Origin of the sequence: Haladaptatus sp. DYF46, from assembly GCF_021083305.1 — an archaeon.
Taxonomy (GTDB): Archaea; Halobacteriota; Halobacteria; order Halobacteriales; family Haladaptataceae; genus Haladaptatus.
Window position 1 is genome coordinate 136,370 of record NZ_JAJFAY010000004.1, and the last position, 23,378, is coordinate 159,747.

Below are 23,378 nucleotides of genomic sequence, written 5' to 3' on the forward strand. Positions count from 1 at the left end.
GAAGGGTTCCGGTGAGTTTCGGCGACTGCCGATGTGCGGTTCGAGCGACGGCGGAAACGTCCGCCTTCTCTCCCCGACGCTCGTACAACGAGACGGTTCGACCGTCCCCTCCGTCACGCGACTCTTCCCCGGGCCGTGCGCCGACCGTGGGTCGCACCCGATTCGAAGACCGACGTGATTTAACAACTCCTTGCGCCATCTCCCCACCATGGAACCGACGCGACGCTCCGCGGACTCCCCAACGGGACCGATTTCGGTCCTCGTGGTCGGCGACCCGAACTGGCGGGAATCGCTCGTCTCCGGCCTTTCGACCGCCGAGGAAGTCCTCGTCACGACCGCAGTTCGCGGCCACGACGGATACGAGTGGCTCACGTCACAACCGGGCGACGTCGATTGTATCGTCTGTGCGCCCGACCTGGCGGATATGTCCGGCGTGAGCTTTCTGGAAGTCGTTCGAACCCTCTACCCCGACCTTCCGGTGGTCCTCCTCGACGCCGACGCGGATGCGACGGTCGCCAGCAGAGCCGTCGCCGCCGACGTGACGGAGTACGTTCCCGTCGAGGCCCGGCCCTCGCTCACCGACGACCTTCTCCGACGCATTCGCCGGGTCGCGGTCGAATATCGAACGGCGCTGACCCGCCGCCGAAGAGCGCGTCAGTTCGACGCGCTCTTCGACGACCCCCGGTCGTTCATGTGGGTCATCGACCCGGACGGAACGCTTCGGCGGACGAACCACACCGCCCTCGACTTTCTCGATGTTTCACCGGAGTCGGTGGCCGGGACGCCGTTCGCCGAATCGCCGTGGTGGGTCCGGTCGGACGTGTCCCCCGAGGCGGTTCGGGACGCCTTTCGAACCGCGAGGGGCGGTTCAGTCGCGCGGTTCGAAACGTCCTTCGACGCTCCGGACGGCCCCGTCGAACTCGACGTCTCGTTCCGTCCGGTGACCGACCGAGGGGGAGCCGTCGTCAGCGTCGTGGTCGAAGCGCTCGATGTGAGCGAACGCGCTCACCTCGAACGGGAACTCCGCGAGTCGGAGGAACTCCACCGGGTCACGCTCAACAACATGACGGACACCGTCCTCGTCACCGACGACGCGGGTGAGTTCACCTACATCTGTCCGAACGTCCACTACATCTTCGGCTACTCGGTCGAGGAGATTCGGGACCTCGGGAGCATCGACGCCCTCCTCGGCGACGACCTCTTCGACCGGGAAGCGCTCGACTCCCACGGGTTGCTCACGAACGTCGAGTGTACCGCGACGGATAAAGCGGGGCGCGAACACACGCTCCTCGTCAACGTGAAGCGGGTCTCGATTCAGGGGGGGACGACGCTGTACAGTTGCCGCGACATCACCAAGCGAAAGGAACGCGAGCGGGCGTTGACCGCGCTCCATCGGACGAGTCGCGACCTCCTCTACGCGGAGACGACGCGGGAAATCGCCACGATCGTCACCGACGACGCGACCGACATCTTCGACGTGGACGACTGTGCCGTCTACTTCTTCGACACGGACGCGAACGAACTGTGGCCCGCCGCGGCGACGGAGGCCATCGAATCCCTCTCGGGTGCGCTGCCGACGGTCCGACTCGACGAACCGAGCGCGCTCGGACGGGCGTTCGTCGAACAGACGACGGTCGAGTTCGACGACGCGGATGACCCCGTCGTCTTCTCCCCGACCGCTATCGAACGACGGAGCGGTCTCTTCATCCCCCTCCGGGACCACGGCGTCTTCGTCGCGGCGGACGAACGCGGGTCCCTCGACGCGGTAACGAGGGAGATAATCGACCTCCTCGCGGCGACCGTCGAGGCGGCGCTGGACCGCATCGAACGGGAAGACGAACTGCGCGACCGCGACCGGGAACTCCAGCGACGGAACCGCCAACTCTCCCGGTTGAACCGGACGAACGGGATAATCCGCGAAATCGATCACGCCCTCGTTCGGGCGGACTCGCGCGAGGAGATAGAGTCCGAAGTGTGTGAACTCCTGACCGCGAGCGACCGATTCGATTTCGCGTGGGTCGGGGACATCGACCCGAGTACGGGCGTCATCGAACCCCGTGCGTGGTCGGGCGACGACCGGGGATATCTCGACGCCGTCGACCTGTCCGAATCCGGCGACCCGGCGGGGAGAACGGCGGCGACGGGATCCGTCTCGGTCGTCTCGAACGTCGCGGACGATTTGCGGGGGACGTCGTGGCGGAAGGAAGCGATATCGCGCGGGTTCCAGTCGATAATCGCCGTTCCGCTGACGCACGGCGATGCCGCCTACGGAGCCCTTTCGGTGTACGCCGGTCGTCCGGACGCGTTCGACGACAGGGCGCGGACGGTCATCTCCGAACTCGGGGAAACCATCGCGTCCGCCATTCAGTCGGCCGAGCGAAAGCGGGCGCTCGTGAGCGACACCGTCGTCGAACTCGACTACCGCATCACGGACGAAACCTGCGTCCTGCACGCGCTCTCGCGGCGGACGGACGCCACCCTCGAACTGAAGGGCGGCGTCCGCGAACTCGACCCGGGTGCCCGAATCCTCGTCTCCGTGTCGAACGCTTCGCCGGACGCCGTCGTTACGGCCGCAAATACCGTCGTCGCCGTCGAATCCGCCCGCGTCGTTTCGACCCACGCCGAGGGCGGATTGGTACAGTTGACGCTCACCTCGCCGTTCGTTGCGACTAGACTGGCGGAGTCGGGTGCGACGCTCGAACGCCTCCGCTCCGATAACGGCGACACGACGGCGACGATATTCGTCCCCTCGCCCGTCACGGTCCGAACCATCGACGACGTTCTCTCGGACGTCTACCCGTCGTCCGAACTCGTCGCACAGCGCGAACGCGAGCGACCACCCGAAACCGGAGGCCGGTTCCGCGAACGGTTCTTGGACGAGATCACCCACAGACAACTCGAAGTCGTCCAGACGGCCTACTACAGCGGCTACTTCGATTCTCCTCGGACGAACGACGGTGCCGCCGTCGCCGCCATGCTCGACATCTCGTCCGCTGCGTTCTACGAACACGTGCGAAAGGTCCAGCGGAAACTCATCGGTTCGGTGTTCGACGGAATTCGGTCCGTCTCGGAATAGGTTGACTATCTAGCCCAACCCGTCCAATACTGCCTCTCTATTCAACCGCTTCCTACTTCCCCTCGTCGCAAAAATTGCGATGCATGGCGTCGACCTGTCCGTATCGTTTTCGATAGCGGGTCGTCGTCCACCGGAGGACTTCCCGATGCGAGATATAGAACACGACCCGACGACGGAATCGAAGTACGAATGTCCGCGCTGCGGTACCATCGTGACGGCAACGCACCACCCCGGAACGTGCACCGACTGCCACGTTCATCTCCGTAACAGAGGGACGCCCCTCGAATAGTTTCCCTATGGCATCCAACACCGTACATTCGGGGTCGAAATCGGACGCGGACGAATCGACCGACGACGCCGCGGAATCGGCGCTCGATACCGCCAGGCGGCAGTTGAATCGCGCGGCCGAGGGTGTGGACATCGACCCGAACATCGTCGAACGCCTGCGGTACCCCAGACACGTCCATCGCGTTACCGTTCCGCTGAAGCGCGACGACGGGTCCGTGGAGGTGTTCACCGGCTATCGTGCGCAACACGACAGCGTGCGGGGACCCTACAAGGGCGGCCTCCGGTACCATCCCGGCGTCACCGAGGAGGAGTGTATCGGCCTCTCGATGTGGATGACGTGGAAGTGCGCCGTCATGGACATCCCCTTCGGGGGTGCGAAGGGCGGCCTCGTCGTGAACCCGAAGCGCCTCTCGGAGACGGAACGGGAGCGCCTGACCCGACGGTTCGCACAGGAACTCCGCGACACCGTCGGGCCGAACCGCGACATCCCGGCACCAGACATGGGGACCGACGCCCAGACGATGGCGTGGTTCATGGACGCATACTCGATGCAGGAGGGCGAAACCCAACCCGGCGTCGTCACGGGGAAACCGCCGGTCATCGGCGGCTCGTTCGGACGCGGAGAGGCACCCGGCCGCTCCGTCGCGCTCGTAACCCGCAAGGCGTGTGAGTACTACGATTTCGGCCTCGACGGAACGACCGTCGCGGTACAGGGGTTCGGAAGCGTCGGCGCGAACGCCGCCCGCCTCCTCGACGAGTGGGGGGCGACGGTCGTCGCGATTTCCGACGTGAACGGGGCGGCGTACGACCCCGACGGTATCGACACGGGTGACGTCCCGTCACACGAAGAGGAACCGGAGGCCGTCACCCGGTACGGCGCGGAGCGCATCAGCAACGAGGCCCTCCTCACGCTCGACGTGGACGTATTGGTTCCCGCCGCCGTCGGCAACGTCCTCACGGAGGCCAACGCGGACGACGTGCGGGCGTCGCTCGTCGTCGAGGGTTCGAACGGCCCGACGACGGCGTCCGCGGACGCCGTCTTCGCCGAGCGGAACGTCCCGGTGATACCGGACATCCTCGCCAACGCGGGCGGCGTCACGGTTTCGTACTTCGAGTGGCTACAGGACATCAACCGCCGCCAGTGGTCGCTCGAACGCGTGAACGACGAACTCGAAGCCGAGATGCTCGCCGCGTGGAACGACGTGCGCGAGGAAGTCGAGAAGCGGGCGGTGACGTGGCGCGAAGCCGCGTACGTCGTCGCCCTCTCGCGTATCGGGGAAGCTCACCGCGTTCGCGGCCTCTGGCCCTGACGCGTTTCGTTCGTCCGTCTGTCCGTCCGTTTCCGTCCCCCAGCAGAAAATTATTGTTCCGTTCACACGTCGCGTCGGCCATGACCGACGTCGTCCTCGTCAGACAGGAAAATCCGTCCCGGAAAAACGGAGCGTCTCCGCGAGTGGTGTGCCGAACTGGAGTCGCGGGAAGAGGAGGTGTTCGAAACCCTCGACAACGAGGGTGTCTATACGGAATGTCGGTTCCTCCGCTCCACGGCCGACGGCGATTTCCTGTTCACCTTCATGGAGGCGGCGGACATCGCCGAATCGAAAGCCGCCGTCGAGGACTCGAATTTCGACATCGACGACGAACACGCGGCGGTGATGGAGGAGGTGCTCGTCGACGGAAGCACGGAACTGTTGGACTCCCTCGACACGTTCGTCGCCGAGCGACCGTAAAACAACGGAAACGGTGGGGGTGTGTGATCCTCTCGTGTGGTACTTTACTCGCGAACTACCGGTGCAACTTCGTTCCCTAACCGCTCCACGCACTCCACCATCGCGTCGGTGCCGATGCCGGGGTGGTAGGTGCGGAAGATGAAGTGGACGTCGTCGCCCAGCGCGTCGCGGTACTCGTTCAACTCCGCTGCCACCTGCTCGGGCGTGCCGAAGATGGCCTGCTCTTTCAGTTCTTCCTTCCGTTCGGGGTCGAGTTCGTCCACCGATTCGCCGGAGAAGATTTCGGCGTAGCGGCGCTGGATGTAGAAGAAACCGGGTTTCATGATCTCCCACGCTTTCTCCTTCGAGTCGGCGATGAAGCCGTGCTGGAGGACGTACACCTCGAAATCTCCCTCGATGTCTTCCTTCTCGCGGACGCGTTCGATGTCCTCCTTTCGCTTTCTGACGCCCTCGATGGAGAGCGAGGAGGGCGCACACCATGCGTCCGCGACGCGGGCGGCGCGTCGGACGGCGGGTTTGACCGACCCGCCGTACATGATCGGAATCTTCGACTCGGGTTTCGGCGTCACGCTCACGTCGGCGGACACGTCGTGGAACTCGGCGTCGTAGTCGAGCGGTCCGTCGGACCACGACGCGCGGAGGAGGGCCGTCAGGTCGGTCATGCGTTCCACGCGCTCCTCGCGGGGGACGCCGAACGATTCGAACTCGCGGGGGTTCGACCCGATGGCGAGTCCCACCGTCAGTCGCCCGTCGGCGAGCAAGTCCACCGTCGCGGCGTCCTCGGCGAGGCGAACCCCGTCGTAGAGCGGCGCGAGCGCGATACAGGTCCCGAGTTCGACGGTTTCGGTGCGAGCGGCGAGCGCCGCGAGCGAGGGCATGGTGGCCGGGAGGTACCCGTCCTCCGCGAAGTGGTGTTCCGACACCCACATGCTGTCGAGGCCGGAGTCGTCGATAGCTTCGCCGAGTTCCACCATCTCGTCGTAAATCTCGGTCATCGAGCGGTCGTCGTCCGGTCGTCGCTGACAGGTGAACAGCCCCGTCCCGAGTTTCATACCCGTGAAATCGAACGCTGTCATCTTAATGGTTTATAAGCGGAAATTCGCGTGGTACTCGCTCGGTATCCCTCTCCACAAGACTTACCACACGAGTTGGAAAATCGAAACTATGGATGGTCCACTCACCAGTTCCGGCCCGAAGAAGCCGGATAGCTCGATACTGAACGCGTTCAAGCCGGCGATGGTGTTGCTCGCGTTGCTCGTCCTGTTCTTCGCCGCGATGTACTTCCTCGGCTGAAATCGGTCGAAAAACGGTCGAGGAAGCGGTGAACCGAGTCAGTACGACGTGCTCCCCCGAGGGAGCGCCTTCGCGACCTTTTCGATGGGGTGTGGCGGGCGCGAGTCGTGGCCTTCGAGTTGCGTCCGGCAGGATGCGCCGGGCGCGACGACGGTTTCGGCGTCGCTCTCGTCCACCTGTTCGAACAGGATTCGACCGATGGCCTGCGAGAGGTCGTACTGTTCCGCGCGGTAGCCGAAACTGCCCGCCATACCACAACACCCGCTCTCCAAGGGGTCCACCGCGTAGCCCGCCCGCCGGAGGACGCCGACGGCGTGGTGGTCCCGCCCGAGCGCCTTCTGGTTGCAGTGGCCGTGGTAGGAGAGCGACTCCGTCACCTCGCGGAACTCGATGTCCTCGTCGAGTCGCTTCCTGTCCACGAACTCGCAGACGCCGAAGGTGCTCGCGCCGACCCGCTCGACGGCGGGGTCCGACACGAGGTCCTGATACTCGTCCTGCACCATCACCGCGTCCGAGGGTTCCACGAAGACGACCGACCAACCCTTCGAAACAGCCGGTTCGAGCGCCGAGACGTTCTTCTCCGCGTTTTCTTTCGCCGTATCGAGAAAGCCCTCGGAGTATGCCGCCCGCCCGCTCGGCGCGAGGTTCGAGGGGACTTGTACGTGGACGCCCGCCGCTTCGAGGACGCGGACGGCGGCCTTGCCGGGTGCGGGATAGCTGTAGTTCGTGAAGGTGTCGGGTACGAGGACGACGTGCTCCGTGGCGATGTCCTTCGGAACGCGGGGGCCGCGCGCCTCGAACCACTCCTCGAAGGACTCCCTGCTGAACGACGGGAGGTCCCGTTCGGGCGCGATTCCGAGGAGCTTCTCGGCGATGATGTCCGACCCCGGAAGTTTCGTCGCCCAGTTCGAAACCGGGGCGAGCGCGCTCCCGAGCGCCGAAATCGTGTCCGCGTTCGCGAAGAAGCGATCCCGTCGACTCGGGCCGCGCTCCTCGTGGTGGGCGTGTTTCACCTCCGCTTTCAACTTCGCCAAATCGACGCCAGTCGGGCAGTCGCGGGCACAGCCCTTACAGCCCAAACAGAGGTCGAGCACCTCCTCCTGAAACCGGTCGGTGTACAGTTCCTCGGTCGGAATCTCCCCGCTGATGGCGGCACGGAGCATGTTCGCCCGCCCTCGCGTGGTCGCCATCTCGTCCTTCATGCCGCGATACGAGGGACACATCGTCTCGCTACCGGTTTGACGGCAGGTTCCACAGCCGTTACACAGTTCCACGAGGTGCGAGAAGCCGCCCTCGTCGGAGAAGTCCTGCACCGTCGTCGGTTCGAGCGAGGAGTACTCGGGTCCGTACCGGAGGTGTTCGCGCATGTCGGCACCCTCCTCGTCGCGGAAGACGACGGTTCCGGGGTTCAGCCGCCAGTCCGGGTCGAACGCCGTTTTGAGGTCCTGAAACGCCGCCCATAGTTGCGGGCCGTACATCTTCGGATTGAACTCGGTCCGAGCTAATCCGTCGCCGTGTTCGCCCGAGAAGGATCCGTGGTGGTCAAGGACGAGCGAGGTCACGTCGTCGGCGATGGAGTGCATCGTCTCGATTCCCTCCGCGTCTTTGAGGTTCAGAATCGGGCGGATGTGGAGCGTCCCGCTCCCGGCGTGGGCGAAGTAGGCCGCCGACGTGTCGTGGGCTTCGAGCACGTCCATGAACTCGCGCACGTACTCGGCGAGTTCCTCGGGCGGCACCGACGCGTCTTCGATGAATGGATACGGCTTCGGGTCGCCCTCCATGCTCATCAACAGGGGAATCGCCGCCTTCCGGAGCTTCCAGAGGTCCGCCTGCTCGTCGGGGGTGTAGGCTTCGAGGACGTCGAAGGCCTCCCCGGCGTGGACGAAGTGGGCGTTCGTCTCCGCGATGGCGTCCTCAAAATCGTCGCACATCTCGCCGTCGAACTCCAGCATGAGGGCCGCGGCGGCCCCTTCTGGAATCGGTTCGGCGTACGCGGCGAACTCCGACGAGTTGCGCGCCAGACGGAACACCTCGTCGTCCATCAACTCGACGGCGCTCACGTCGAACTCCAGCGCCTCCGGAACCGCCTCCATCGCCGACACGAGGTCGTCGAAGCAGTAGAGCGCGAGCGCGGTTTCGTCGGGACGCGACACCAAATCCAGCGTCGCGCGGACGACGACACCCAAGGTTCCCTCCGCGCCGACGAACAGTTTGGAGAGGTTGATGTAGCGCGTCCCGTCCCGTTCGAAAATCACTTTGTGGAGGTTGTAGCCGCTGACGGAGCGCTTGAGCGTCGGATAGCGCGCTTCGATTTCCTCCCCGTTCTCCTCGACGAGTTTTCGGACGGCGCGGTACAGTTCGGCTTCCCGGTCGTCCTTCCCGACGATTTCGTCCCACTCCTCGCCGTCGAGTTCGACGTCGCGGGTGTGAATCAGCGACCCGTCCGCGAGGACGACGTCCAATTCGGCGGTGTAGGCGTCGGTGATGCCGTAGCGGACGGAGTGTGCGCCCGTGGAGTTGTTGCCGATGCCGCCGCCGATCGTCGCTCGATTGGAGGAGGCGGGGTCTGGGGCGAACTTCAGCCCCCACTGTTCGAGGTGGTCGTCCAAATCGTCCTGCACGACGCCGGGTTCCACGACCGCCTGCCGGGCGTCGGGGTCCACGTCGAGAATCGAGTCCATGTGCCGCGAGCAGTCGAGGACGATACACCCCGGCCCGACGGTTTGCCCGGCGAGCGAGGACCCGGCACCGCGCGGGAGGACGGGCATGTCGTGGTCGGCCGCGACGCTGACGGCGGCCTGCACGTCCTCCACATCCGTGGGAAGGACGACGCCTGCGGGTTGGGCCTGATAGATACTCCCGTCGGTCGCGTACAGGACGCGAGTGTATCGATCGAACCGGACCTCCCCGTCGATAGCGCTGCGCAAGTCGTCCGCGAGGGAGGGGTGGGCGTCGGGGGGTTCGTGTCCGAGAGCGGTGCGGTACGTCTCGAAGTCGGGTTGGTCGTCCCGAATTGCCATGAAAAATCCAACCGTTCACACGGACATAAATCCGCGGTTGAATCCGTTAGCATGTAATATGATGAAATATATCGGTTGCCTTCCTGATGTATCGGAGGACACAGTAGACCGGTTCCAAAACGTACGTTTTCTGTCGTCACACGCGGTTCGAGCGGTCCTTTTTTCGACGTGTCCTCCTCCGGGACGTGACGGGCGCGGGAGTATCTATAGAGTTTGGGGAGAGCCGGTTCGTATCGATTTATCAATACTCTCCGGTGAGAGACCGGTAAAGACGCGTATCGAAAAAATCGCAAGCGGGCGTCGGGTATATCTCGTCCCGGCCATCACTCTTTTGTCTGTTGCATGATTCTGTAGGGATAGGGAGAACCATGCACGACCTGACTGGTTTCCAGCGGGACTTGCTGTACGTCATCGCTGGTTTGGACGAACCGCACGGCCTCGCGATCAAAGAAGAACTCGAAGCGTACTACGAGAAGGAGATTCATCACGGGCGACTGTATCCGAATCTCGATTCCCTCGTGGACAAGGGATTGGTGGAGAAGGGCCAGCGAGACCGTCGGACGAACTACTACACGCTCACGCGCAGAGGTGCGCGCGAAATCGAAGCGCGCCGTGAGTGGGAAGAACGCTACGTCGGTCCGGACCTCGGCCAAACACAGACCGCTTAGGGAGAGAGAGCGGTGCCGAGGACGGCGGCGTTGAGCGCTCTGACGTGAGCGAAGACCGAACTCGATTCGTTTATTTTGTAGCCATCACCGGACGGTGTGAGGACGTCGAGTTCCTCCAACTGTTCGACGTGCATCCACACTGCTTTCCGGGAGAGTCCGACGTGGTCGTGCAGGTCGTCCTGCGTGAACTCCTCCGTTTCGTCCATGGCGAGGAGGGCGTCCAAGAGCAGGCGAACTTCTTCGGGATGTGCGAGGTCGCGAAAGCCGTCGGATGCGCCGCGTTCGTCCGCCGCGCTCCGCAACTCTCCGACGGCGTTGGCGACGACGCTTTCGGTGTTGGGCCGATACGTCTCTTCTTCCTTACGGAACACGCGAAGCGAAACGAGGTCCTCTAAACTCCGTTCGACCGCATCGACGTCGCAGTCGAGTTCGCGCGCGAGTTCGTCTACCTGCCATTCGCCACCGGTCGCTGCGGCGAGTCGAACCAGTTCGCGAGTCTCCGTGTCGCGGGTCAGAAAGAGCCACCCTGACGGGTATGCCGCCCGTGCGGCCCGAATTCCTTCCTCGTCCGCAAGCGTCCACATTTCGTCTCGATTGTTCGTCGTACGGAGGGTCCAATCGCGTGTGTCTACCTGGAGCACCATTAGTTTCCATTCACCCGCCGACGGTATATAATGGTTGTACTCCAATTCGATATCTCAGGTTGGATTCGATTCACAGGAAACGCGCCACGAGATGTCGGACCGTGCGATCAGTCGGTGATAAATGGCCTGCAGACCCGACGAACGCGTGTCCGGGAGGACGTGCAGTTCGATAGTCCCGTATCTGACGACGACGCGGAACGTGGTGTCGCGCTCTCGGTCGCGGACGAGGTACATCGGGACGGGAAGGTCGAACCAATCGCCGTAGGTGTAGGCCTCCCCGTCTAGCACGTCCTTGACGAGTGTCAGGAGGTCGCGCTCGGTGGAGTCGGAACTCGGCGACAGGCGGAAGAACGTCTCTCCCTCGTAGCGGACGCCGCCTTGTTGCGGATACGTCCGGCGCGGCCGGTGTGGAATCGAGAACGACGGGTCGCTGTCGGACATGACTGTGATACCTGTACCACCGAATAACACCGTCATCCGTTAAATAGTTCAGCCGCGGGTGCGGATGAAAATCGCACTCCCCGACACACAGAACACGGCGACGACGTGTCCGACCAGCGCGAACACCAGCAGGTCGTACCCCCACACGAACGGCACGAGGACGAGTTGCAACAGCGCGAACCCGATGACGAAGGCGTCCACGCGCAGGAGTTTCCGCTGGGTGGCTTTCTCGGTCGGGTACCGAACCGCGACCCAGAACCCGGTGACGCTCGCCCACCACGCGGTGCCGATGCGATAGCACACGTCCCACAGGACGAGGAGCGTGAGAAACACCGCCGGAATCGGTGGGGAAGTCCCCAGAAGTGATTCGAGGAGCGGCGCGCCGGTCCGCGGGGTGTACACCAGCAGGTACGTGACGAGGGCGACGTAGGCGATGACGCCGAGGACCACCTCGATGCTCGAACCGAACAACAGCTTTCGGTACGCCATCGGAACCGACAGATCCCGCATCCTTCGTCCGATGAGGAGCATCAGCGCGCTCCCCGCGGTGGCGACGACGATGGCTGCAGTCCCAGCCGGAACGGCGTGCCAGAGGCCGTATCGCCACGCGAGAAGCACCATCAGTCCCTCGAAGAGGACGAACTGAATCGTGAGCGCGGCCCAGTTGGGAAACGTGACGCCCGGAATCGCATCGACGATGCTCTCGTACGTCCACCGATAGACGGGGCGACTCATGCGATGGAGCGCCGGACGGCGTCGTCGAACGGCGTCAACTCGACGGGGACGAGCGAGCGTATTCGGTCGTCCTCGACGACGGTGCGCGTCTTCAATCCGAGAATGAGCGGGTGGGCGACGTCCTTCGGAACGTCCGTCACCAGATCGACCCAGTAGGCCGATAACTTGGGCGTGAGGACGGGGACGGGAACCATGGTGGAACGGGTACCCAACAGTTCGCCCGTTCGAAGCACCATCTCGCCGTAAGTGAGTACGTCCGGGCCGCCGATTTCGAACGTCTTCCCCGCCGTCTCGGGAACGTCGAGGACGCCGACGAGGTAGGCCACCACATCCTCGACGGCGATGGGTTGACAGTCCGTTCCGACCCACCGCGGAGTTATCATCAGCGGCAAGCGTTCCGCCAGTTGTCGAACCATGCGGAAACTCGCGCTGTCGCCGCCGACCACGATGGCCGCCCGGAGGACGGTCAGTTCGTACGGGCCGGTGCCGAGGATGTACTCCACCTCGCGGCGCGATTTGAGGTGGTCCGAGAGGGTGACGCGTTCGCCGCCCAGTCCGGAGAGATACACGACCCGAGAAGGGTCCCCTTCGCGCGCAGCGGAGACGAAGTTCCGCGCGGCGACCCTGTCATGGGCCATGAAATCCTCGCTCTCGCCCATCGAGTGGACGAGGTAGTACGCCGCGTCCACGCCGTCGAAGACGCCGCGAAGGCTCTCACGGTCGTTCAGGTCGGCCTCGACGACCGAGACGCCGTCCGGCGGGTCGTACGTCGAAGCGTTCCGGGTCATCGCCACGACGTCCTTGCCGTTCGCAACGAGTTCGGGAACGAGGTGGCGGCCGACGAACCCGGTCGCTCCGGCCACGAGTACCGTCATCGCCCGTAACTCGGGTCGCTATCGTTCAAAAACTATCGGGCAACCTGAAGGGTTATGCCGCACTAACGCCATCCGTTCTACATGGATTGGCCCTTCCTTCTCGCTCTCGTCCTCCTTCTCGGTGGCGTCCTCGGGAGCGTCGTCCCGCTCCTTCCGGGCGTTCCGCTCTCTCTCGCGGGCATCTACGCCTACTGGTGGTGGACCGGGTTCGGAACCCCCGGACTCCCCTTCGTCGTGATCGCGACGCTCCTCGGGGTCGCCGCCGTCCTCGCCGAGTACGCCGGTGGAGCGATTTCCGCACGGGCGGGCGGTGGGTCCGTCTGGTCGGCCGTCGTCGCGGGTATCGTCGGCCTCGTCGCCCTCCTAACGACGGGACCGTTGGGGATGCTTCTCGCCGTCGCGCTCGCCACGTTCGCCGTCGAACTGGCACGAACGAGGGATTTCGAACACGGCGCACGAACCGCTGCCTTCGCCGTTGTCGGCCTGCTTGCCTCGGCGGTGTTCCAGTTGCTCGTGACGGGCACGCTCCTCGTCGGCTTTCTCGCCGCGACGGTGTTCTAAGTGCGACTCCTCCTATCAATACATTTCGTTGTCACGAACGGCGACTTCGACCGAAAAATCGGATGCGGTTTTCCGTATCGGTTTGCCGAATTACAGTATTGAATAATTTTAAGTCAGTTGCTTGATTTGTAGTTCACGAAAATCGTAGGCGATTCACTCCATGCAAGCTATCGAAATCACGTACATACTACTCAGCATCGTTCTCGCCGCGACCGGCCTCACCATGGTCGGCTTGGCAATGCGGGCGTATCTCCAAACGTCCCGTCAGTCGATGCTCGCCCTGTCGATCGGATTCTCGGTTCTCGTCGCGGCCGCGATTGCAACCACGTTCAGCGCGTTCCTCACCGACTTCGAAAACAGTCGGATGCTCCTCACGGTGAACTACGGTGTCTCGACGGTCGGATATCTGTTCGTCATCTACAGCGTCACCGGCGCGGACTGAGAACGCGTATTTCCCCGAACCGGTGCTATTTTTCCCTCCCGACCATCGCCCTCTTCATGAGTACGTTCGCTACCGCCGTTCGCACGGGTGTGGCCGTGGTCGGGTCGTGGATATCCATCGGCCACCCCGCCGTCGCGGAGATGAGCGCCGAACTCGGCTTCGACTTCGTGGTCATCGACGCCGAACACACGTCGATGTCGCTCGAAACCGTCGAAACTCTCGCCCGTGCGGTGGACGCCGCGAGCGGGGAGACGGAACCGCTCGTTCGCGTGGCCGACGACGACCCCGCTCGACTCAAACGCGTCCTCGACACCGGCGTTTCCGGTGTCATCGTTCCGATGGTCGAGACGGAAGCACAGGCCCGCGGAATCGCCGACGCGACGCGCTATCCGCCGGAGGGAGTCCGCGGCGTCGCGACCGGAACCGGATTCCGCGAACGTTCTTCGAATGTGGCAACCCCCGACGCCGTACCGATTGCCGACCTTCCGGGGCGCGTCGCGTCGCTGGTGTCCGGGTAACATCTCGCGAGAATCGTGTCGGTTTCGACCGTCGCGCCGTTGACCACCACCTCGACGCTCGTGAACACGATGCCGTTGCCGTACGGTTCGACCGTTTTCCCCTGCATCGGACCGAGGAGCGCCTTTCCCTGCTTTCCCGTGACGGTGTCCTCGTAGAACACCACGAGGTCGTACCGAACCCACTTCGGTTCGACAGAGACGGTCACGTTCCGACACGTGTAGTCGATGTCGGCGTTCACGCCGACCGCTTGGTATCCCGCTGCTCCCGAGAGCTCCGGACTGCTGCCGCCTGTGACTACACCGGTACCCGCGACGACGACGACCACGACCACGACCACTGCGAGCGTTCCCACCGTTCCCAGTATCCCCGCGGTTTCCCCGGATCGCATACCGTCGGCACGCCGGGGAATCGGTTATTCGTTGTTGCCGATGCGATCCGTCAGTCGTCGTTATTCGCCGTTACCGCCGCCACTATTCGTCGTCACCGTCGCCACTGACGCTACCGTCGTCGCTTCCACTATCGCGGTACACTATCTCCTCGATGATTCGCCGTTCTCCGTCTCCGTATCGATAGACAGTGTCGGCCTCCTCGTCCCGCGTCGTGCGGTGCGACCCGTCACAGAAGGGGTACTCGTCGGACAGGCCGCACAAGCAGATGGCGATGTTTCCCTTCTCGTCGTCGAAGTCGCCTTCGTCCACTTTGAGCGGGCCGGTCGCGTCGTGTCGAACTTCGCGGACCATACTCGAACTCGGGTCCGCGCTCACTTCAGTCCCGTTGCCGACGGCCGGGCGGACCGCCTACTCGTCCAGCACGGTTTCCTGAATCCGGATGCCCTTCGACGCCAAGTGACGCAACTGCTGGCGGGCGAACTCCTCCTCGCGGGTACCGCGCGTCGCCAGCACGTACATCCGGGCGCGTCCGGCGGGGCGCATGGTCCGACCCGCGCGCTGTGCGCCCTGCCGCCGCGACCCGCCCAAGCCGGACGCGACGATGGCGATTTCGGCGTCCGGGAGGTCGATTCCCTCGTCGCCGACCCGGGAGATGACCAACGTATCCTCCCGCCCGTCGCGGAACGCTTGCAGGTGTCGCTCGCGTTCGGGATGGCGCATCTCGCCGCTCAGGAAGGGGACGTCGAGGGCGTCCGCGATTTCGTTCCCCTGTTCGAGGTACTCCACGAACACCAGCGCCTTCGCCGTGGGGTGTTCCGCGAGGAGGAATCGAATCTCGTCCAACTTCGCGGGGTTCGTCGCCGCGATTTGGCGCTTCCCGCGGCCGTCGGCGCTGGCGTATTCGCCGTGATACGTCTCGTCGTCCCACCCGACGTATCGGATTTCGACTTCGGGTTCCGCGACGAACCCGGCCTCGAACAGCGCGTCCCAATCGGTGCCGATGGGCGGGCCGATGAGCGTGAAGATGTCTTTTTCTTTATCATCCTCCCTGACAGGAGTAGCACTAAGCCCCAAGCGGTGCTTCGATTGCAGGTTCGCGCTCCGGCGGAAGACCCGACTCGGAATGTGCTGGCATTCATCGTAGACGATGAGGCCCCACCGACGTTGGTCGAACAGTTGGCGATGGCGGTCCATTCCGGCGGTTTGGTAGGTCGCAATCGTTACCGGGCGGACGTTCTTCTCGCCGCCGTGGTACTCGCCGATCTGTTCCCGCGTGAGGTTCGTGTGGGTGAGCAGTTCGTCGCGCCACTGTGCGGCGAGTTCGCGGCCGGGAACTAAAATCAGCGTTTCGCCGGCGACGGCTTCGAGGACGCCCATCGCGGCCACCGTCTTCCCGCTTCCTGGCGGCCCGACGAGGACGCCGGATTTCAGGTCAACGAACTCCTCGACCCACTCGCGCTGGTAGTCGCGCAATTCGAGGGCGCACTCGACGGGCAGTTCGTCGCCAGTTTCCAGTTCCCGGTCGTCCTGCACCGGATAGCCCGCTTCGTAGAGGATTCGCTTCACTTCGGCCACCTTGTCCTCGGCGACCCAGCTTTCGTCGTCCGCAATCGGGGCGCGGAGGTGACTCTCGTCCAACTTCTGCCGGGCGACGTTCCCCATCAGGTCGTCGCTGGCGGCTTGGAGGACCACGTACCCGTCCTCGTGGGTGTAGAGGCGGAACTGCTTCGCGCGCTTCCACTGTGCCTCGATGAACGACTCCAAATCCGGCGACGGTTCCGGGAGCACCTGCCGGACGGTACGCATCAGGTCATTCAGGGACTCATAGGGGGCGGACCAGACGTCCTCCTGCCGAACCCGATAGCTGTAGCTTCCCGCCCGCGTCGTGTCGGTGAGGTGGGCGAACTGCGAGAGTTGGGCCCGCGTGAACTGCTCCGGTTGGTCCGCGACGATTTCGCGACGCTTCGGAAACACCACGATTCGCTCGCGGTCGGCCAACCGCTCCCACTCGGTCGGAAACCAGACCACCGGGTCGTTCTCCACGTCGAGGCGGGTCACGTCGCGCTCCTCGGTCAGGCGCTCCAGCACGCGGTTGGCTTCCTCGTGCGAACAGTCGAGGGCGCGGGCCACCTCGTCCGCGGTCAGCACCGGCCGCCCGACGTCCTCGATGGCGTCGTAGAAGTCGGAAATCTCGTAGTCGTCGGTCACTGCTCCGTTGTTGGGTCCCGGGTCGAATACCCGTTACGACTCCTCGCGGCCGTCTAGGTCCCCCGGTCCGTCGTAGGCCCCCGACCTGCGGAGTTCGCCGCGCTTTTCGAGGACGCCGGGTGTGCGACAGACGCCGCGTGCGCCCGCCGCCTGCGGCACCGTGCAGTTGTTGCAGTTCTCGCAGACGACTGCGGTTTCGCGCGCGTCGTCGCACGAGTTCGTTCCGAGAAGCCGCGCCGGAAGCCGCGGTTCCGCGTAAAACGGCCGCCCCATCCCCACGGCGTCACACGACCCGTCGGCCAACAATCGGTCGATTTGGGATCGGGTTCGAATCCCGCCCTCGGCCAGCACCGGAACCGACACCCGCGACCCGACGCGGCGGGTGAACGGGCGATTCCACGCCGGGTCGAAGTCGTATTTCCGGGATTGAAGCCAGTTGAGGAGGGCGACGAGCGCGGCGCGCGGTTTGCTCCCGAACGCTTCCGAATACCCCTCACGGAACCGCTCGTCGCGCCACGCGCGGGCCGGGAACGCGCCGCGGATGATGCTCGCGTCCCAGAACACCGACGCTTGCACCGGAACGAGGGCATCGAAGCCCATGTCGGCCAATCGCTCGCAGACCCGAACGCCGTCGGCGAGCGAGAGGTGTCGCCGGACGAACGCCGGGGCGGTCGTTTCGGCTGGTACTTTGGTCACGATGGGAACGTCGGGACCGACGCGCTCGCGAATCTCCTCGTACACGATTTCCAGGAATGTGGTACGGGCGGCGAGCGACCCGCCGAACTCGTCGTCGCGGCGGTTGTAGAACGGCGAAAGGAACTGCTGGACGATGCCCATGTTCGCCCCGGCGATGTGAATCCCGTCGTAGCCCGCATCGACCGCGTACTCCGCCGAGCGGCCGAAATCGGCCGCGAGGTCGTACACCTCCGCCGTCGAAAGGACGTGCGGATTGTAGTCGAGAAACCCGACGCTGTCCAGCAATCGAAGTACGGTGGGTGGCCGCGAAACCGCGAGTTGCCGCAAGTCGGGATGTTCGGCGCGATAGTCCGCGTGCCACGTCTCCATGCTCCGCAGGCCGCCGTGTTCGAGTTGGACGAAAATCCGGCTCCCGTGGTCGTGCACCGCGTCCGTGAGGCGGGACAAGCGCGAGACGAACGCCGGGTCGTGTACTCGCGTCATCCCCGGCGCGGCACAGCCACCCTCGCCGCGAACGATGGTTGCACCTTGACAAATCAGCCCCACGCCCGATTCGGCGGCGGGTTCGAGTTCCCGAATCAGGACGTCAACCGTCTCCTCGTCGTTGCCGGCACATTCGAGCAGCGGAGCGCGGTAGAGGCGATTCGGCAGTTCGACGCCCCCGATTTCGAGCGGGTCTTCGAGGTTGGCCACGGTGCTCACGGGTTCGTCGGATTCGCCCGTAAAGCTTCGTGGGCTCGGCGAATTCGGTCGAAAAAAGCGCCGTCCCGTCCGTCAGTTCGCCGTCGCCTTCTTCGTTCCCTTCGATTCCTTCGTCGTCTCCTTCTCCGCTTTCTCCTCCTTCGCCTTCTCTTTCTCGCTTTCCGCGATGCCGAGGAAGGCGAACGCCGCACCGAGCATGGCGGCGTTCTTGAGGAAGTGGTTCTGTTCGTTCTGTCGCTCCTGTCCCTCCTGATTCCAGAAGTCGTGGGTGAACGGGGTGACGCCGACGAGGAAGCCGATGGCGGCGCTGGCGGCGAGGCCCGGGAGTTTCCACAGGCTGATTCCGACGCCGCCGACCACGAGGAGCCAGTGCGACGCCACGACGGACGCCTCGGGCATCGGGACACCCTTCGCTTCCGCGTATCCCGCCTGCGCTTCGATGTTCCGGAGCCCGGAGATTCCCATGTATGCGAGCAGACCGCCGTAAATCAATCTCGCCACTCTGAACCCCGTCGATTTCACCACCGTATCGCTACGTTCTGCCATGGTTTACCTCACGACGATTTCTCACTTATAGCTGGTTCCCAAAATATTCGGTAACGCTCACGTCTGTGCGTGACACGAGTGTTACCGCCCGCCGTCAAATTTCGAACTCACTTCCACTTGATGGAACAACCGCGGGACGGCATAAAATCCAAGTCCACGTCCTCGCCCGAGAGGACGCTGTCGATGGCGTCGCGGACGTAGAACTCGGTGGCTTCCGCGTCGGGATTCAGCGCGTCGTCCAGTCGCCCGTGGTAGGCAAGCGTGAAGCCGTCGCCCCCGTTGCGGAGCAGGAACGGGTCGGGCGTACAGACCGCGCCGTAGGCCCGTGCGACCTCCTGCGATTCGTCGTGGAGATAGGCGTCGTACCCGATCGTTCCGTCCTCGACTCGCTCCTGCATGGCCTCGAAGGAGTCGTCGGGGTACTCCTCGGCGTCGTTCGAGTTGACGCCCACCACGGCCACGTCGTCGTACTCGTCCGCGATGTCGTTCAACAGGTCGAACTTCGCCTGCGCGTACGGACAGTGGTTGCACGTGAACACGAGCAACACGGCGTCGTAGTCGTCGAAATCCGAAAGCGTGTACGTCTCCTCGTCGGTTCCGCGGAGTTCAAAGTTCGGTGCGGCGTCGTCGCGTCCGATTTTCTCCTCGGACTCTTTCATCACCATATCCCATCATTCCCGTCGAGCCTCAAAATACGTTCGCCGCCCCGCAGGGTCCGGCCTACTTCCGGCCGGATATCACGGTTATCGTCCCCGTTTGAGTGAACGGCTCCCCGTCCATCGCGTTCAGTCGGTCGGTGAGTTCCGACGTGAACGCCGCTTCCCGCTCGCCCAAGACGTCCGGCGAGCAGAACGACAGCGAGCGAAGGTAGCCGACGATTCCGTCCGCGTCCCATTCGCGCTCGAACGCGAACCGCTCGACCGTTACGTCCTCGAACCCCGCTTCGGCCAGCAACTCGTCCCACGGATCATCGTACTCCTCGACCGGTCCGGTTCGTTCGGGGAGGGAAGCGTACTCGCCCGCAACCTCGTAGACTTCTTCTTGCCATTCTTCGGTCCCTTTCGTCAGCCACTCTTGGCCGGTGAGGAGCGCGACGCCGCCACCGGATTCGGTCAGGCGGTACAGCGTTTCGAGCGTCGACTTTCCGTTCATCCAGTGAAACGAGCGACCCATGGTCGTCAGCCTGAACGTGCCGAGTTCCTCGCCGAGGTCCGTATCGGACCCGACGACGCAATCGACGTTTTCGCGTCCCGCCCGCTCCGCCCGTTGCCGCGCTTGTCGGAGCATGGTTTCGTTCGGGTCCATCGCCACGACTTCTCCCGCGTGTTCCGCGAGCGGAACGGCGATTTGGCCCGCTCCGCATCCCAAGTCGAGACTGCGCGACGAGTCGTCCAGCTCGAATCGGTCCACCAGATACGTCAACGCCGCCTCGCCGTATCCGGGTCGGTATTCGGCGTAATGTCGTTCCGTGCTCTCGAAGGGAATCGAATCGTCGGCGGTCATAACACCTCACTTCCCGTGAATTCACACTGGAATAAAAAACCCGTTTTCCGTCTCCGCTTTCATCCACCCGACTTTCCGAACGGATCCTGGAAAATGTATATCGATAATCCAGTCCAAAAATAATATATAATCTGTCGATAAACCCTTATCCCTTAATGGCAGGTATCGAAACATCCGGACTGACGAAGCGGTACGGCGACACGACGGCACTTTCCGACCTCGATTTGACCGTCGCGGAGGGGGAAGTGTTCGGCTTTCTCGGACCGAACGGTGCGGGAAAAACGACGACCATCGACCTCCTCCTCGATTTCATCCGCCCGACGGCCGGGTCCGCGACCGTCCTCGGGCACGATACGCAGACGGAGACCGACGCGGTTCGCGACCGGGTCGGCGTCCTTCCGGACGGCTTCGACCTCTGGAGTCGCTCCTCCGGCTATCGACACCTCGAATTCGCGCTCGAATCCGTCGGCGGCAGCGAGGACCCGGACGCCCTCCTCGACCGCGTCGGACTCGAAAGGGAGGATGCGGACCGGCCGGTCGGCGACTACTCCAAGGGGATGTACCAGCGTCTCGCGATGGCGATGACGCTCGCAGGCGACCCCGACCTGATAATCATGGACGAACCGTCCTCGGGTCTCGACCCGCACGGCATCCGGCGGATGCAACACCTCGTGCGCGAGGAGGCCGACAAGGGAAAGACGGTCTTCTTTTCGAGCCACATCCTCGGACAGGTCGCCTCGGTCTGTGACCGCGTGGGAATCATGAACGACGGCGAACTCGTGACCGTCGATACCCTCGAAGGACTGCGGGAGACGGCGGGGGTCGGGTCCAGTCTCGTCGTCTCCCTCCGCGGGAGGCCGAACGTTGACGTGACCGCCATCGACGGTGTAACCGACGTCGAATTCGAAGACGGTCGGATGCGAGTGGGGTACGCCACCCCGGAGAGCAAGGCCGCGGTGGTTCACCGACTCGTCGAGTCCGACGCGAAAGTCCTCGACTTCGAAACGGAGGAGGCGACGCTCGGCGACCTCTTCTCGGCGTTCACGGAAACGGAGGACGATGCCGTAACGAAAGTCGCAACGGACGGTGGCGTCGCTCCGACGGGGGTTCGACGATGACGTGGTCGCTGGTCGCGGGCAAGGATTTCGAGGACTCCATCCGGTCGCGGATGGTGTGGGCCGCGGTCGGGATTTTCGTCCTCCTGATGGCTATCGTCGGCCTCTCTGCATCGTTGGGCGACCTCTCGGACAGTTCGCCGATGGACATCATCGTGATGTTCACGAACATCGGCGGGGAACTGTTGGTCCCGATAATCGCGCTGATGGTCGGCTACATGGCTATCGTCGGGGAGCGACAGTCCGGGAGTCTCCGCATCCTGTTCGGGCTGACGCACAACAGACGCGACGTTTTCGTCGGCAAGCTCGTGAGTCGCATCGGCGTCATTCTCTTCGCGACGCTCATCGCCTGCGCCGCCGCCGTCACGTTGGCTCTCGGGCTGTTCGGGACGCTTCCGGTCGCGTCGTTCCTCGGATTCATCGCCATCACCCTCCTGCTCGGGGCGGCGTTCACCGCCATCGCCGTCGGCATTTCCGCGATGACGGAGTCGCGGATGGCGGCCATGGGCGGTGCCATCGGCAGCTACGTCCTGTTCGTCATGCTCTGGCACCCGCTGGTCGCGGGCATCTATTACGCCGTCAACGGAAAGCTCGCCGGACTCGAAGCGCCGGCGTGGTACTTCTTCCTCCTCCGACTGAATCCGCTCCAACTGTACGCCGAAACGGCGAGTTCCATCTCCGACCAGTTCATCTACGGCCTGTTCGGGTGGCAGGGTACCGTCGAAAACATCCCCAAGAGCGCGATGCAGGACACCAGCAAACTCATGCTGTCGAACCGTCTCGGGGGCCACGTCCCGTTCTACCTCTCGGACTGGTTCGCCCCGGTGATACTGCTCCTCTGGATAGTCGTTCCGGCGGTCATCGGATACCGAACGTTCCAACGCGCGGATCTGAACTAAAACCGAGCGATTCAGTGCCGAACTTCCTCCGGGGGGCCGCCCACCAACCGCTCCCGGTCGTGGTCCGACTCGAAGTCGAGTTCCGGGCCGACGGGGACGATTCCGGACGGGTTGATTCCCGCGTGGCTTCGATAGTAGTGTTCCTTGATGTGGTCTATCCGGACCGTCTCGGCGACGTCGGGCAGTTGCATCAGTTCCTTCAGGTAGTTCCAGAGGTTCGGGTAGTCCACGATTCGCCGGACGTTACATTTGAAATGCGTCGCGTACACCGCGTCGAAGCGCACCAACGTCGTGAACAGGCAGAGGTCCGCCTCCGTCAGTTCCGGACCGCAGAGATACCGCCGGTCGGCGAGTACTCCCTCCCAGTGGTCGAGCGCGTCGAACAGGTCGCCCACGGCCTCCTCGTAGGCCGTCTGCGTCTCCGCGAATCCCGCCCGATACACGCCGTTGTTGACGGGTTCGTAAATCGCCTCGATGGTGTCGTCCACCCCATCGCGGTACTCTTCGGGGTAGAGAGTTACGTCCCGGTCCGCAACCGCGTCGAACTCGGTGTCCAACATCCGCAGTATCTCCTCCGACTCGTTGTTGACGATGGTGTCCCGCTCCTTGTCCCACAGGACGGGAACGGTCACGCGCCCGGTGAACTCCGAATCCGCTTTCGTGTACACATCTCGGAGGTACGCCGCTCCGTTCACGCTGTCGGCGGTACATCCTAACCGGTCGGGCGAGAACTCCCACCCGTCGTTTTGACGGTAGGGGTCCACGACCGACACCGAAATGTGGTCTTCGAGTCCCTTCAGCGCCCGTACGAGGAGCGTCCGATGCGCCCACGGGCAGGCGTAGGAGACGTAGAGGTGGTAGCGTCCCGACTCCGCCGGGAACTCGCTCTCCGGGTCGTCCTCGACCCACTCGCGGAACGAGGTCGTTTGCCGCTCGAACTCGCCCTCCTCGTTCGTACTCTCGTACGCGCCGGTTCGCCACTCGCCGTCCACGAGCATGTTCATGTCGCCCGATACGTTTTTCTCGGC

At 63.8% G+C, this 23,378-nt stretch carries 25 protein-coding genes; 12 read left to right on the forward strand and 13 right to left on the reverse strand.

The window, feature by feature from the left end:
* Positions 1 to 31: 31 nt before the first annotated feature.
* The 5 genes from LJF34_RS18700 to LJF34_RS18720 all read left to right on the forward strand — a co-directional run bounded on the left by LJF34_RS18700 (position 32) and on the right by LJF34_RS18720 (position 5,094).
* Complete coding sequence (locus LJF34_RS18700; protein ID WP_231186831.1) at positions 32 to 178, forward strand: hypothetical protein; 147 nt, start codon at positions 32 to 34, stop codon at positions 176 to 178.
* 30 nt (positions 179 to 208) lie between these two features.
* Positions 209 to 3,076: a bacterio-opsin activator domain-containing protein gene (locus LJF34_RS18705; protein ID WP_231186832.1), complete on the forward strand. Its 2,868-nt coding sequence runs from the start codon at positions 209 to 211 to the stop codon at positions 3,074 to 3,076.
* A 145-nt stretch (positions 3,077 to 3,221) separates the two neighbouring features.
* Positions 3,222 to 3,365, forward strand: coding sequence for a rubrerythrin-like domain-containing protein (locus tag LJF34_RS18710; protein ID WP_231186833.1), 144 nt, complete (start codon positions 3,222 to 3,224; stop codon positions 3,363 to 3,365).
* Positions 3,366 to 3,372: 7 nt separating this feature from the next.
* Positions 3,373 to 4,674 (forward strand): glutamate dehydrogenase GdhB, encoded by a 1,302-nt coding sequence (gene gdhB / locus LJF34_RS18715; protein ID WP_231186834.1) that lies wholly within the window; start codon positions 3,373 to 3,375, stop codon positions 4,672 to 4,674.
* Positions 4,675 to 4,785: 111 nt separating this feature from the next.
* Positions 4,786 to 5,094: a DUF6176 family protein gene (locus LJF34_RS18720; RefSeq protein ID WP_342765888.1), complete on the forward strand. Its 309-nt coding sequence runs from the start codon at positions 4,786 to 4,788 to the stop codon at positions 5,092 to 5,094.
* A 44-nt stretch (positions 5,095 to 5,138) separates the two neighbouring features.
* Here the strand turns inward: LJF34_RS18720 and LJF34_RS18725 are convergent, their stop codons facing one another.
* Positions 5,139 to 6,146: an LLM class flavin-dependent oxidoreductase gene (locus LJF34_RS18725; protein ID WP_231186835.1), complete on the reverse strand. Its 1,008-nt coding sequence runs from the start codon at positions 6,144 to 6,146 to the stop codon at positions 5,139 to 5,141.
* Positions 6,147 to 6,258: 112 nt separating this feature from the next.
* On the opposite strand from LJF34_RS18725, the gene LJF34_RS29040 reads away from it, so the two are divergent.
* On the forward strand, positions 6,259 to 6,387 hold the full coding sequence (locus LJF34_RS29040; protein WP_255666265.1) for a hypothetical protein: 129 nt from the start codon (positions 6,259 to 6,261) through the stop codon (positions 6,385 to 6,387).
* Between the two features lie 38 nt (positions 6,388 to 6,425).
* Here LJF34_RS29040 and LJF34_RS18730 read toward each other — a convergent pair whose 3' ends face one another.
* Positions 6,426 to 9,407: an FAD-binding and (Fe-S)-binding domain-containing protein gene (locus LJF34_RS18730; RefSeq protein ID WP_231186836.1), complete on the reverse strand. Its 2,982-nt coding sequence runs from the start codon at positions 9,405 to 9,407 to the stop codon at positions 6,426 to 6,428.
* 368 nt (positions 9,408 to 9,775) lie between these two features.
* Between LJF34_RS18730 and LJF34_RS18735 the strand changes: the two genes are divergently transcribed.
* The gene (locus LJF34_RS18735; protein WP_231186837.1) at positions 9,776 to 10,075 is read left to right on the forward strand and encodes a PadR family transcriptional regulator; all 300 of its coding nucleotides are present in this window, start codon (positions 9,776 to 9,778) and stop codon (positions 10,073 to 10,075) included.
* On the opposite strand, the gene LJF34_RS18740 is transcribed toward LJF34_RS18735, so the two are convergent.
* From LJF34_RS18740 to LJF34_RS18755, 4 genes are read right to left on the reverse strand one after another with little or no spacing between them, the layout of a single operon-like run.
* Positions 10,072 to 10,719 carry a hypothetical protein gene (locus tag LJF34_RS18740; RefSeq protein ID WP_231186838.1) on the reverse strand — a complete coding sequence of 216 codons (648 nt, stop codon included), beginning with the start codon at positions 10,717 to 10,719 and terminating at the stop codon, positions 10,072 to 10,074. The two genes, LJF34_RS18735 and LJF34_RS18740, sit on opposite strands and share 4 nt — an antisense overlap.
* 54 nt (positions 10,720 to 10,773) lie before the next feature.
* A complete protein-coding gene (locus LJF34_RS18745; protein ID WP_231186839.1) occupies positions 10,774 to 11,160 on the reverse strand; it encodes a hypothetical protein in 387 nt (128 codons plus the stop codon).
* 48 nt (positions 11,161 to 11,208) lie between these two features.
* Entirely contained in the window at positions 11,209 to 11,895 is a 687-nt protein-coding gene (locus LJF34_RS18750) for a hypothetical protein (protein WP_231186840.1), read from the reverse strand.
* Entirely contained in the window at positions 11,892 to 12,770 is an 879-nt protein-coding gene (locus LJF34_RS18755; protein WP_231186841.1) for an NAD(P)H-binding protein, read from the reverse strand. Before LJF34_RS18755 ends, LJF34_RS18750 begins: the two co-directional genes overlap by 4 nt.
* An 81-nt stretch (positions 12,771 to 12,851) precedes the next feature.
* Here LJF34_RS18755 and LJF34_RS18760 point away from each other — a divergent pair, with 81 nt between their 5' ends.
* From LJF34_RS18760 to LJF34_RS18770, 3 genes are all read left to right on the forward strand, one after another.
* Positions 12,852 to 13,331: a DUF456 domain-containing protein gene (locus LJF34_RS18760; protein ID WP_231186842.1), complete on the forward strand. Its 480-nt coding sequence runs from the start codon at positions 12,852 to 12,854 to the stop codon at positions 13,329 to 13,331.
* A 160-nt stretch (positions 13,332 to 13,491) separates the two neighbouring features.
* Positions 13,492 to 13,773: a hypothetical protein gene (locus LJF34_RS18765; RefSeq protein ID WP_231186843.1), complete on the forward strand. Its 282-nt coding sequence runs from the start codon at positions 13,492 to 13,494 to the stop codon at positions 13,771 to 13,773.
* Between the two features lie 56 nt (positions 13,774 to 13,829).
* Complete coding sequence (locus LJF34_RS18770; RefSeq protein WP_231186844.1) at positions 13,830 to 14,291, forward strand: aldolase/citrate lyase family protein; 462 nt, start codon at positions 13,830 to 13,832, stop codon at positions 14,289 to 14,291.
* A 471-nt stretch (positions 14,292 to 14,762) separates the two neighbouring features.
* On the opposite strand, the gene LJF34_RS18775 is transcribed toward LJF34_RS18770, so the two are convergent.
* The 6 genes from LJF34_RS18775 to LJF34_RS18800 all read right to left on the reverse strand — a co-directional run bounded on the left by LJF34_RS18775 (position 14,763) and on the right by LJF34_RS18800 (position 20,336).
* Positions 14,763 to 15,032: a CDGSH iron-sulfur domain-containing protein gene (locus tag LJF34_RS18775; protein WP_231186845.1), complete on the reverse strand. Its 270-nt coding sequence runs from the start codon at positions 15,030 to 15,032 to the stop codon at positions 14,763 to 14,765.
* Between the two features lie 57 nt (positions 15,033 to 15,089).
* A complete protein-coding gene (locus tag LJF34_RS18780; RefSeq protein WP_231186846.1) occupies positions 15,090 to 16,889 on the reverse strand; it encodes a DEAD/DEAH box helicase in 1,800 nt (599 codons plus the stop codon).
* A gap of 33 nt (positions 16,890 to 16,922) precedes the next feature.
* Positions 16,923 to 18,278 (reverse strand): NADH:flavin oxidoreductase, encoded by a 1,356-nt coding sequence (locus LJF34_RS18785; protein ID WP_231186847.1) that lies wholly within the window; start codon positions 18,276 to 18,278, stop codon positions 16,923 to 16,925.
* 81 nt (positions 18,279 to 18,359) lie between these two features.
* Positions 18,360 to 18,833, reverse strand: coding sequence for a DoxX family protein (locus tag LJF34_RS18790; RefSeq protein WP_231186848.1), 474 nt, complete (start codon positions 18,831 to 18,833; stop codon positions 18,360 to 18,362).
* A 107-nt stretch (positions 18,834 to 18,940) separates the two neighbouring features.
* Positions 18,941 to 19,498, reverse strand: coding sequence for a thioredoxin family protein (locus tag LJF34_RS18795; RefSeq protein ID WP_231186849.1), 558 nt, complete (start codon positions 19,496 to 19,498; stop codon positions 18,941 to 18,943).
* A gap of 55 nt (positions 19,499 to 19,553) precedes the next feature.
* Positions 19,554 to 20,336, reverse strand: a complete 783-nt coding sequence (locus LJF34_RS18800; protein ID WP_231186850.1) for a class I SAM-dependent methyltransferase — start codon at positions 20,334 to 20,336, stop codon at positions 19,554 to 19,556.
* Between the two features lie 155 nt (positions 20,337 to 20,491).
* Between LJF34_RS18800 and LJF34_RS18805 the strand changes: the two genes are divergently transcribed.
* Together LJF34_RS18805 and LJF34_RS18810 are read left to right on the forward strand one after the other, a co-directional pair.
* Positions 20,492 to 21,454, forward strand: a complete 963-nt coding sequence (locus tag LJF34_RS18805; RefSeq protein ID WP_231186851.1) for an ABC transporter ATP-binding protein — start codon at positions 20,492 to 20,494, stop codon at positions 21,452 to 21,454.
* Positions 21,451 to 22,350, forward strand: coding sequence for an ABC transporter permease subunit (locus LJF34_RS18810; protein WP_231186852.1), 900 nt, complete (start codon positions 21,451 to 21,453; stop codon positions 22,348 to 22,350). The genes LJF34_RS18805 and LJF34_RS18810 overlap by 4 nt, the downstream gene beginning before the upstream one ends.
* An 11-nt stretch (positions 22,351 to 22,361) precedes the next feature.
* On the opposite strand, the gene LJF34_RS18815 is transcribed toward LJF34_RS18810, so the two are convergent.
* Positions 22,362 to 23,354: a glutathione S-transferase family protein gene (locus LJF34_RS18815; RefSeq protein WP_231186853.1), complete on the reverse strand. Its 993-nt coding sequence runs from the start codon at positions 23,352 to 23,354 to the stop codon at positions 22,362 to 22,364.
* Positions 23,355 to 23,378 lie beyond the last annotated feature (24 nt).

Excerpts from the sequence above, each read along its gene's own strand:
- LJF34_RS29040 (WP_255666265.1), top strand. The coding sequence starts at position 6,259 with ATGGATGGTCCACTCACCAGTTCCGGCCCGAAGAAGCCGGATAGCTCG.
- LJF34_RS18730 (WP_231186836.1), bottom strand. The coding sequence starts at position 9,407 with ATGGCAATTCGGGACGACCAACCCGACTTCGAGACGTACCGCACCGCT.
- LJF34_RS18750 (WP_231186840.1), bottom strand. The coding sequence starts at position 11,895 with ATGAGTCGCCCCGTCTATCGGTGGACGTACGAGAGCATCGTCGATGCG.
- LJF34_RS18795 (WP_231186849.1), bottom strand. The coding sequence starts at position 19,498 with ATGGTGATGAAAGAGTCCGAGGAGAAAATCGGACGCGACGACGCCGCA.
- LJF34_RS18800 (WP_231186850.1), bottom strand. The coding sequence starts at position 20,336 with ATGACCGCCGACGATTCGATTCCCTTCGAGAGCACGGAACGACATTAC.
- LJF34_RS18805 (WP_231186851.1), top strand. The coding sequence starts at position 20,492 with ATGGCAGGTATCGAAACATCCGGACTGACGAAGCGGTACGGCGACACG.
- LJF34_RS18735 (WP_231186837.1), top strand. The coding sequence starts at position 9,776 with ATGCACGACCTGACTGGTTTCCAGCGGGACTTGCTGTACGTCATCGCT.
- LJF34_RS18740 (WP_231186838.1), bottom strand. The coding sequence starts at position 10,719 with ATGGTGCTCCAGGTAGACACACGCGATTGGACCCTCCGTACGACGAAC.
- LJF34_RS18770 (WP_231186844.1), top strand. The coding sequence starts at position 13,830 with ATGAGTACGTTCGCTACCGCCGTTCGCACGGGTGTGGCCGTGGTCGGG.
- LJF34_RS18700 (WP_231186831.1), top strand. The coding sequence starts at position 32 with ATGTGCGGTTCGAGCGACGGCGGAAACGTCCGCCTTCTCTCCCCGACG.
- LJF34_RS18725 (WP_231186835.1), bottom strand. The coding sequence starts at position 6,146 with ATGAAACTCGGGACGGGGCTGTTCACCTGTCAGCGACGACCGGACGAC.
- LJF34_RS18745 (WP_231186839.1), bottom strand. The coding sequence starts at position 11,160 with ATGTCCGACAGCGACCCGTCGTTCTCGATTCCACACCGGCCGCGCCGG.
- LJF34_RS18790 (WP_231186848.1), bottom strand. The coding sequence starts at position 18,833 with ATGGCAGAACGTAGCGATACGGTGGTGAAATCGACGGGGTTCAGAGTG.
- LJF34_RS18755 (WP_231186841.1), bottom strand. The coding sequence starts at position 12,770 with ATGACGGTACTCGTGGCCGGAGCGACCGGGTTCGTCGGCCGCCACCTC.
- LJF34_RS18710 (WP_231186833.1), top strand. The coding sequence starts at position 3,222 with ATGCGAGATATAGAACACGACCCGACGACGGAATCGAAGTACGAATGT.
- gdhB (WP_231186834.1), top strand. The coding sequence starts at position 3,373 with ATGGCATCCAACACCGTACATTCGGGGTCGAAATCGGACGCGGACGAA.
- LJF34_RS18775 (WP_231186845.1), bottom strand. The coding sequence starts at position 15,032 with ATGGTCCGCGAAGTTCGACACGACGCGACCGGCCCGCTCAAAGTGGAC.
- LJF34_RS18705 (WP_231186832.1), top strand. The coding sequence starts at position 209 with ATGGAACCGACGCGACGCTCCGCGGACTCCCCAACGGGACCGATTTCG.
- LJF34_RS18815 (WP_231186853.1), bottom strand. The coding sequence starts at position 23,354 with ATGAACATGCTCGTGGACGGCGAGTGGCGAACCGGCGCGTACGAGAGT.
- LJF34_RS18765 (WP_231186843.1), top strand. The coding sequence starts at position 13,492 with ATGCAAGCTATCGAAATCACGTACATACTACTCAGCATCGTTCTCGCC.
- LJF34_RS18810 (WP_231186852.1), top strand. The coding sequence starts at position 21,451 with ATGACGTGGTCGCTGGTCGCGGGCAAGGATTTCGAGGACTCCATCCGG.
- LJF34_RS18760 (WP_231186842.1), top strand. The coding sequence starts at position 12,852 with ATGGATTGGCCCTTCCTTCTCGCTCTCGTCCTCCTTCTCGGTGGCGTC.